Genomic DNA, 7,637 nt, shown 5'->3' with positions numbered 1-7,637 from the left:
CCAGCGTACCGCTGGCCCCTTGGCGTCAAGGGTTCGCTACGCCGGGCTACGCCCGCCCTTGACCCCAACGGCCCAGCACCCTCGTATCCTGCATCACCCACTCAAAATTCAAAAGAGGCAGAAATATCTTCTGGAAGATCTTGCGCCAGCGACCGTGGACTGGATTGTCCATTACGCTGATGCTGCCCATGCCAAAGGTTTCGCCCAGGGTCGGTTCATAGCCGGAGTTGGAGAAGCGGCTGGCATCCAGCAGCACTTCATCCGCTTCCTTTACGCCAAGCACAGTGAACTTGGGCATTTCACCGTAATAACAATAGGCGCCCATATTGTCGCGATAAGAACCGGGGAGAACAGCTCCCTTGTCCCGAAGCGCATGGATCCGGGGATAGGGATCGGCATCGCTGCCGAAGTTGTCTTCGTGCGAGAGGAACGGATTGTAGGACGGATCGTCAAAGTCCTGAATGTTGAATGCCGTCGCCATGATCGCTTTACTCCTCGTCAATTTCATTGGACCCGAAGCACTTGCTCCGGCAGGCCGTAGTGTCCGAACTCAGAACTTCAGTACCGACAGGGCAACCTCGGCACTGGTCATGACATCCTTGATGATCTCGTTCTCGCGCGCCTTCATGGCATAGCGCTTCAGACCCGGAAATTCCGCCACGATGCCGCTTGCACCGAATATCCCACCGGTCAGCTTGCACAGCATCAAGGTGGGCAGCAGGATGCAGTCTGCCTTGCTGGCCGCGGAGCCAACAGCATAGTCCTCGAGGCCGATATCGTCCTGCAGCAACTCAAGCGCTTGCGCCATCTTGCCAAGTTCGCGGTCGACCGTGGCCGCATCCCTCGTTTCGGGCTGCATCTGCCCGAACAGACGCATGACTGCCGGGATGGCGTAGTTTTCCGACAAGCGGATCAGATAGCGCATGTGGATGCGCGCATCGGCATGCCCAGGGATCAGCGAGGGCTCCGGAAAGGCTTCCTCGAGATAGTCGATAATCGCTTCGGACTCAGCAATCTTGGCGCCACTTCCCGTCACCAGCAGGGGAACCTTGCCGAGCGGATTGAGCGCGAGATACTCGGCCGATTTCAGGCTGCCACCCGGCGGAGCGAGCTCTTCAAAGTCCAGTCCCTTGAGCCGCAGTGCCAATCTCACGCGCGCCACGAAAGGCGAATGTGGCACACCATAGAGTTTCATCGCAATCCTATCCTGCTGCTCGGATGGCATGATCATGTCGGCGGGTCAGATCTGTGCGGGGCGCCGGATCGCTTCGGTGCCGCCATCGACGTAGAGGATCTGGCCGACCAGGTAGCGCCCCTCCAGCGTCGCCAGAAAGGCGATCACCTCGGCCAGATCCTCGGCTTTCCCATAAGGGCAATCGGACAATGCGATAGGCGTCGCCTGGTCGAGCATGGCGCGGCCTTTTTCCGTCGCGAAGAAGGGTTCGGTCATCGGCGTCAGGGTACGACCCGGCGCGACGCCGTTGAGCAGGATACCGGACCCTGCCCATTCCGGCGAAATTGCCGCCTGCCGCAGCCAGCGCGCCAAGGCGTGCTTGCTGGTGGCATAGCCGGTCGCAGCCATGGGCTCCACGCCGGCAGCCGCTGCCAGTGCAACCGCCTCTTCACCAGCCAGGCAGGTCTCGGCCAGGTCCGGATCATAGTCTGTAAGCGAGGCCGTGGATGTAATCGCAACCGCGCGCGGGGCAGACGAGCGTGCCAGCAGCGGGCGCAGCAGTTCCAGCGTGGCAACCGCGCCGAAATAGTTCACCGCCAGCAGCCTTGCCGGGTCAGCCGGACCCGGAATCCCGGCGATGGCGATGACCGCGTCGATGCATCCGCCGGTCAGCGCAGCGATCTCCTCGACCATGCCCGAACGTCCCGCTGGCCGTTCGAGGTCAGCCGTGACATCCGACCCCTTCAGGTCCACGCCAATCACGCGGTGACCTTGAGCATCCAGTCTTGCCTTGGTCGCCCTGCCGATGCCCGAGGCCGCACCCGTGATGACAATTTTCCGTTTCATCCATTCAGAATTGGCTCTGCGCATCCGCGAAGCAAGGCTTGCACGCGCCACCTCAAGCACAAACCACAGATGAGATAGGTGGCGATTTCCGCGTCGTGCGGCGCACGCCAGCAGTCGGAGAAAGTGCGTTTCCGCCAAAAGCAGCGCCGCGCCGACGCCGAATACCCCCTTCCGAAGCCACTCGCGAAGGGCGCAGCGATCAAGGAAGAATTCGCCTGCGGCAGATATACAGAAAGGCTGATGAGGCCGGTAACATCGCTGCCATTGGCATCCTTCGCCAGTTCGACTGCCGGCGCGTAAACAGCAGTACCGCAAAGCCCGAGCCCGCCAGTGAGCAAATTGCCATGGCGGCCAGGGGCGTCACGATGGTCAGTGCGTCGGTCAGTAACAGTTTGCCAGGCATGCCGCAGCCTAGCCCGCGCATATTAGATAGAGGATCACCGCAGGGGCCGGCACCGTCCACGCGCAATTGTGCTTGCCAATGGCAGTGCCGCTTCACAGGAATTCAGCCCATGGAAGACTACGATTATATCATTGTCGGGGCAGGTTCGGCCGGATGCGTTCTTGCCGACCAGCTCTCGTCCGATCCGTCGTGCCGGGTGCTGCTTGTCGAAGAGGGCGGATCGGGCGACAGCTTCGTGGTCAACATGCCCAAGGGCTTCGGCAAGACTCTGGCCGATCCTGCCACCGCGCATTATTATCCCACGCGCAACCAGCGCGAAGGCGGTGCTGGCCCCGAAGTCTGGCTGCGCGGCAAGATGCTCGGCGGGTCGAGCGGCGTGAATGGCATGGTCTGGAATCGCGGCGTTGCCCAGGATTATGACCGTCTGGCCGAACTGGCGGGCGATCAATGGGCCTGGCAATCGATGCTGCCGTGCTTTCTCGCACTGGAGGACCACGCCAGCGGCCCCAGCCCCGACCGGGGGGTAGGCGGACCGATCAAGGTCAAGACCCATCCCTCGCCCTCACCCCTGCTCAAGGCATGGCTGGAAGCGGGCAAGGCGCTGGGCCTGCCGATCAAGCAGGACCATTCCGATCCCCGGCAGGAGGGGATCGGCCAGCTGCAATGGAACATCGACGCCAAAGGCAGGCGCGTATCCGCTGCCCGGGGCTTTCTCGGCCGCGCCCGCGGGCGGGCAAACCTGCGCATCGAGACCGGCATCCGTACCGACCGCGTCAGCGTGAGTGACCGCCGCGCCACCGGCATCACCGGTGTGCGGGCCGATGGCACCCCGGTCACGTTCCGGTGTCGCGGCGAGGTCATTCTTTCGGCAGGTGCGATCGGCTCGCCGCGCATTCTCCAGCTTTCAGGCATAGGTTCAGGTCAAGTGCTCGCCCGCGCCGGGATCGAAACCGTGCTCGACAGTCCGGGAATCGGCGCGAACATGCGCGAGCATGTCCTGATCATGATGAACTGGCGGCTGAAAGCCATGCGCGACAGCGTGAACAACCAGTTCACCGGACTGCACCTTCTGGCAAACGTCGCCCGCCATATTGCAGGCCGCAACAACATCATGAGCTACGGCTCCTCGGAAGCCGCCGCCTTCGTGCGCGTCCTGCCTGAGAGCGAGCGCCCGGACAGCCAGCTGATGTTCGCCCCCTATTCGCTCGATGCGGGCCGCGGCATGGCCATGGAAAGCGATCCGGGCATGCAGGTCTTTGCGATGACCCTGCGCCCGCGCAGCGAAGGCTTCATCCAGGTCACCAGCAACGATCCCGCCGCCCCGCTCGACATCGAGCCAAATCACCTGAGCGACGACTATGACCGCCGCGCAGCGATCGGCCAGTTCCGCTACACGCGTGACCTGATGGCACAGGCGCCGCTCGAACCGTTCATCGAGGGCGAGACCGAATTTACGTCGGTTGCCCAAAGCGATGACGAGATCCTCGATCTTTTCCGCCGTTATGGCGGCGCGGGCTATCACGCCACCGGCACCGTGCGCATGGGCAAGGACAATTCGGCCCCGCTGGACGGTCACCTGCGCCTGCGCGGGATCGATGGCTTGCGCGTGATCGACTGTTCGGTGTTCCCTGAAATGGTCGCCGGCAATACCAATGCCCCCACCATGGGCATGGCCTTGCGCGCCTCTCAGCTGATCTTCGCAGATCGTCGGACAGGCTGACCGGCCGACGGTTGCGCAGCATGAAAGGGCATTGGCCTGAGCCCCGGCCGATGACATTCTGGTGCACGCGCAATCCGCCGCCCATCGCAATTACTTGCCCCGTCACGTAGCGGGCTGCAGGCGAGGCAAGGAAGCAGGTCATCTCGGCGACATCGCATTACGACACCCTCTATGCGTTCCATAGGCAGTGACGATGGCCATCGTTAGCCGGTGCTGGCCGATCTTTGAGCCCGCATAGGCTGCCAGTGCCGCCCCCCCCCCGTGACCCCCTGAACTGATATCGACAATCGAGCCGCAACCAGCAGCAATCATTTTTGGGACCGTGTGCTTGCAGGTCAGCATCGGACTACGCAGGTTCGTGGCCATTGCCCGGTCCCAAACCTCGACCGGCATGGTCACGATGTCACGATCTGTTGCCTGGAATTCCCGGTGGGTTCCGGCGACATTGTTGACCAGAATGTTAAGCGACCGGCAATGGCCGACTGCCATGGCGACCATGCGCTGCACCTCGTCCTCCTGCGTATGATCGACGGCCACGGTGATCGCTTCGCCACCTCATGCAACGATCTCGGCGACAAGATCATCGAGCGCCTACCCGGCGCGAGGGGCGCTTCCCCGTCCGCCCCCCCCCTGTCGCTGCCCTGCCGGAAAACCGCCCAACGCGTGGACGCGGGCAGAACTACGATCCCGCCCGGCAGCCCGCCGCATCCTGCAAAGGATCACCCCCAGAGCGCCCACCCATGTCCTCGGGTTCAGAAAAGCCGCGGATAGCGGGGGAATTAGTGGCCGCGTGGGATGATGGAAAAGAGAGTTTTCCTCGCCCTGCTCGGTTGAAATGAACCATAGAGGATACAAGACATGACAATACCTGAAACGTGCAGCGTACTGCTGCCGAGCTATCTGCCTGCGCGTGAACCTTGCGATGACAGCTGGGACATTCACATCCTGCGCCCGGTTGCGCCCTTGGCGACAACACCGCTGATCGGCCCGGATCTGGAGCGCAGGCCAAACTACATCGGCGTCGTCTACTGCGAGGCAACATCGACCGATCCGCAGACAGCCGAAGTGATCGATCTGGCCGTCTGCGTACTGGAAATCGACCGCGCCGGCGTGATCACCGGCGTCGCCGAACTCAAGCAGAGCCTGCGCGACCCCGGCATGCCGATCCCGCAAGAAGTGACGCGGCTGACCGGCATCAGCGATGCAGATGTGGCGGGCGCACAGTTCGATGCCGATGACTGGACCCACCTGTTGGCCCAGTGCGACCCGCTCGTGGCGCACAACGCGGCCTACGATGCGGTCGTGCTGGAACGGCTGCTGCCGGGCATTCGCCGAAGCGACTGGGCCTGCTCGATGTCCGAAATCGACTGGGCGGATCTTGGCTTCGACGGCCGGTCGCTTGGCTATCTGCTGATGCAGATCGGCTTCTACAACAAGGGCCACCGCGCCATGGCCGATGTCACGTCGCTGGTGCACCTGCTGTCTTGGCAAGCGCCCGACCGACGCTGCCTGCTGGCACACCTGCGTGATCGGTCCGATCGCGTGACAACGAGGGTCGAGGCCCGGGGCGCGCCATTCTCGAAGAAGGACCTGCTCAAGGCACGCGGCTACAAGTGGCATGCCGGCCGGCGGGTATGTTGGGCCGACATCGAGGAGGATGCGCTCGAGGAAGAAAAGCGCTGGCTGCTGGATGACCTGCGCTGCAAGCCATCCCTGCAGTTGCCGACATCGCGGCAACGTCCCCGCTGATTGATCAGCACAACCCAAGTTCATCACTTCGCCAGCACGTTGCCTGATGTTTCCTTGAACACGTGCCCGAAGGCACGAACATCCTCAGCGTTATTCCGCTCGAAGGGCAGATGCCGCCGGCCGAGAGCTTCTGGATCAACTCGCTGGCCAGTGCCTTCCGGATGCTGGGCCTGCCGATCGAGGGCTACGGGCGCATGCTGGTCCTGCGCTGCTCCGAGTGGCAGCTGGTGAACACCGGTCTGGAATACGGCCTGAAGTATCGCGGGCCCAACCCCGGGCTGAAGGTGGAACACCAGATCGCGCTTCTGCCGCTTCGTGCGCAGGCGATCTGGCTCACCTGGCTGAACGAAACCCGCGACATCGCCTCGACCGACAAGCGCGCCGTTCTGGCGGCCTGGCAGGCCTGGCGCTCGCTGGAGCAGGCGAGGAAGGGAATCGCGACGATCTGAACCGGGGCCGTCATCCCATCCATGCGCAACCGATGCCGGTGCGGCAGTCGGTCTACCTAGACGACAAACAAGCATCACCAATCGCGCAGACGGCCGCCCATCGAGGCGGCCGTCTGCGTTTCAGCAACAGGAAACATCATCATGAAGACGTTCAATACCTTGGCCAACGCAGCCCATGCGGCCCCGGCCACCCAGCACTTCACCTTCTTCGACATCGAGACCCATTGGGACGAAGTGCTGCACGACAACTACTGCTTCATCCAGCACAGCGAGAGCTGGCCACCACGGATCGGCACCCGGCGTATCCATGCCGCCGCGGCCTTCGATCTGGCCCTGGCAGGGGACGGCGCGATCACCTGCGAGCGCATCGCCAGCTGGACCATGTCGCACGATGGCGGCGGATACCAAACGTCGCAAGGGAGCTCGTGCCGATTGCCGGCACCTGCATCGTCCTTGACGCCCGTTACAGCAATCGATCCTTGCGTCTCTGCGGCCTTTCTGTGGACTACACTGTGGGTTACGCGAGTGTTCTGCGCGCGATGGTTGCGGGCGGGAGCCGGAAGAATGATAGTGATTTGGTCAGTTCACTTCAGGGTGCCGCAACAGGGTACCTTGGACATCTGAATCGCAGACGAATCTCTTTATTTCCAGAGACTTGGTTAAGATGCCGGAGGCGGCTTCGAATCCTGCCGCCCCAGCCAAGCTGAAAAATCGCGGAAAACTGCGCATTCAGGTCGTGCTCCGTAGCACGCACTGTAGCACATGGCTTGCATAGCAGAGCGGCAGTTCATCTATCCGCCGGGTGCGGAAGCGATCCCAACCGCGCCATACCGACTGAACGATTCGAGTAAGGCTTGCTTGGCGTTGCAGGTGCCTTGTCGAGACGATATGCCTACAAAATCATTGAGTTGGCGCAGAACTCCACACTCTGCCGGCGGCAATCAGCACGTTGATGGCTGGCGCAGAACCGGAGTGGCATGATCCACGCGAACGTCGCCTGTCGGCGGCAAGGCTCCTGGGTTGGGTGCCATGGACAGGTGGAGCTTCGCAGCTGCAAGGGCCGCGCCCAATGCCTTCCCCTCGTTGTTCCGACATGAGCTTCAAGCGCCTCGACAAGATAGAGGACAACCACCGCCATCGGTCTGACCTGCAGGTGTTGTTTTCCGCGTTCCGGTGTAGCGCGACGATTACGGTGTCCGGTCGGCGTCAATTTTGATGGCCGATAGGTGGCCGCGCCGGTTGGTGAATTCTGGCTACCATTTGCTGTTGCGAGGAGCAACCGTCGAGCGACAATTA

At 62.4% G+C, this 7,637-nt stretch carries 8 protein-coding genes; 4 read left to right on the top strand and 4 right to left on the bottom strand.

The window, feature by feature from the left end; all coding sequences use genetic code 11:
- Positions 1–46: 46 nt before the first annotated feature.
- From POM99_RS21855 to POM99_RS21845, 3 genes are all read right to left on the bottom strand, one after another.
- Positions 47–481: a hypothetical protein gene (locus tag POM99_RS21855; RefSeq protein ID WP_277280884.1), complete on the bottom strand. Its 435-nt coding sequence runs from the start codon at positions 479–481 to the stop codon at positions 47–49.
- A 69-nt stretch (positions 482–550) separates the two neighbouring features.
- The gene (locus POM99_RS21850; protein ID WP_277280883.1) at positions 551–1,195 is read right to left on the bottom strand and encodes a glutathione S-transferase family protein; all 645 of its coding nucleotides are present in this window, start codon (positions 1,193–1,195) and stop codon (positions 551–553) included.
- Between the two features lie 45 nt (positions 1,196–1,240).
- The gene (locus tag POM99_RS21845; RefSeq protein WP_277280882.1) at positions 1,241–2,020 is read right to left on the bottom strand and encodes an SDR family oxidoreductase; all 780 of its coding nucleotides are present in this window, start codon (positions 2,018–2,020) and stop codon (positions 1,241–1,243) included.
- A gap of 512 nt (positions 2,021–2,532) precedes the next feature.
- Here POM99_RS21845 and POM99_RS21840 point away from each other — a divergent pair.
- On the top strand, positions 2,533–4,143 hold the full coding sequence (locus tag POM99_RS21840; protein ID WP_277280881.1) for a GMC family oxidoreductase: 1,611 nt from the start codon (positions 2,533–2,535) through the stop codon (positions 4,141–4,143).
- A 138-nt stretch (positions 4,144–4,281) separates the two neighbouring features.
- On the opposite strand, the gene POM99_RS21835 is transcribed toward POM99_RS21840, so the two are convergent.
- Entirely contained in the window at positions 4,282–4,686 is a 405-nt protein-coding gene (locus POM99_RS21835) for an SDR family NAD(P)-dependent oxidoreductase (RefSeq protein ID WP_313792158.1), read from the bottom strand.
- Positions 4,687–5,001: 315 nt separating this feature from the next.
- On the opposite strand from POM99_RS21835, the gene POM99_RS21830 reads away from it, so the two are divergent.
- The 3 genes from POM99_RS21830 to POM99_RS21820 all read left to right on the top strand — a co-directional run bounded on the left by POM99_RS21830 (position 5,002) and on the right by POM99_RS21820 (position 6,965).
- Complete coding sequence (locus POM99_RS21830; RefSeq protein ID WP_277280877.1) at positions 5,002–5,892, top strand: 3'-5' exonuclease; 891 nt, start codon at positions 5,002–5,004, stop codon at positions 5,890–5,892.
- A 62-nt stretch (positions 5,893–5,954) separates the two neighbouring features.
- Positions 5,955–6,341: a hypothetical protein gene (locus tag POM99_RS21825; protein WP_277280875.1), complete on the top strand. Its 387-nt coding sequence runs from the start codon at positions 5,955–5,957 to the stop codon at positions 6,339–6,341.
- 141 nt (positions 6,342–6,482) lie between these two features.
- A complete protein-coding gene (locus POM99_RS21820) occupies positions 6,483–6,965 on the top strand; it encodes a hypothetical protein (protein ID WP_277280873.1) in 483 nt (160 codons plus the stop codon).
- Positions 6,966–7,637 lie beyond the last annotated feature (672 nt).

The organism is Novosphingobium cyanobacteriorum (assembly GCF_029436685.1).
GTDB lineage: Bacteria > Pseudomonadota > Alphaproteobacteria > Sphingomonadales > Sphingomonadaceae > Novosphingobium > Novosphingobium cyanobacteriorum.
Note: the sequence above shows the minus strand (reverse complement) of the source record. Positions and strands in the feature narration are given on the sequence as shown.

Excerpts from the sequence above, each read along its gene's own strand:
- POM99_RS21820 (WP_277280873.1), top strand. The coding sequence starts at position 6,483 with ATGAAGACGTTCAATACCTTGGCCAACGCAGCCCATGCGGCCCCGGCC.
- POM99_RS21830 (WP_277280877.1), top strand. The coding sequence starts at position 5,002 with ATGACAATACCTGAAACGTGCAGCGTACTGCTGCCGAGCTATCTGCCT.
- POM99_RS21850 (WP_277280883.1), bottom strand. The coding sequence starts at position 1,195 with ATGAAACTCTATGGTGTGCCACATTCGCCTTTCGTGGCGCGCGTGAGA.
- POM99_RS21840 (WP_277280881.1), top strand. The coding sequence starts at position 2,533 with ATGGAAGACTACGATTATATCATTGTCGGGGCAGGTTCGGCCGGATGC.
- POM99_RS21845 (WP_277280882.1), bottom strand. The coding sequence starts at position 2,020 with ATGAAACGGAAAATTGTCATCACGGGTGCGGCCTCGGGCATCGGCAGG.
- POM99_RS21855 (WP_277280884.1), bottom strand. The coding sequence starts at position 481 with ATGGCGACGGCATTCAACATTCAGGACTTTGACGATCCGTCCTACAAT.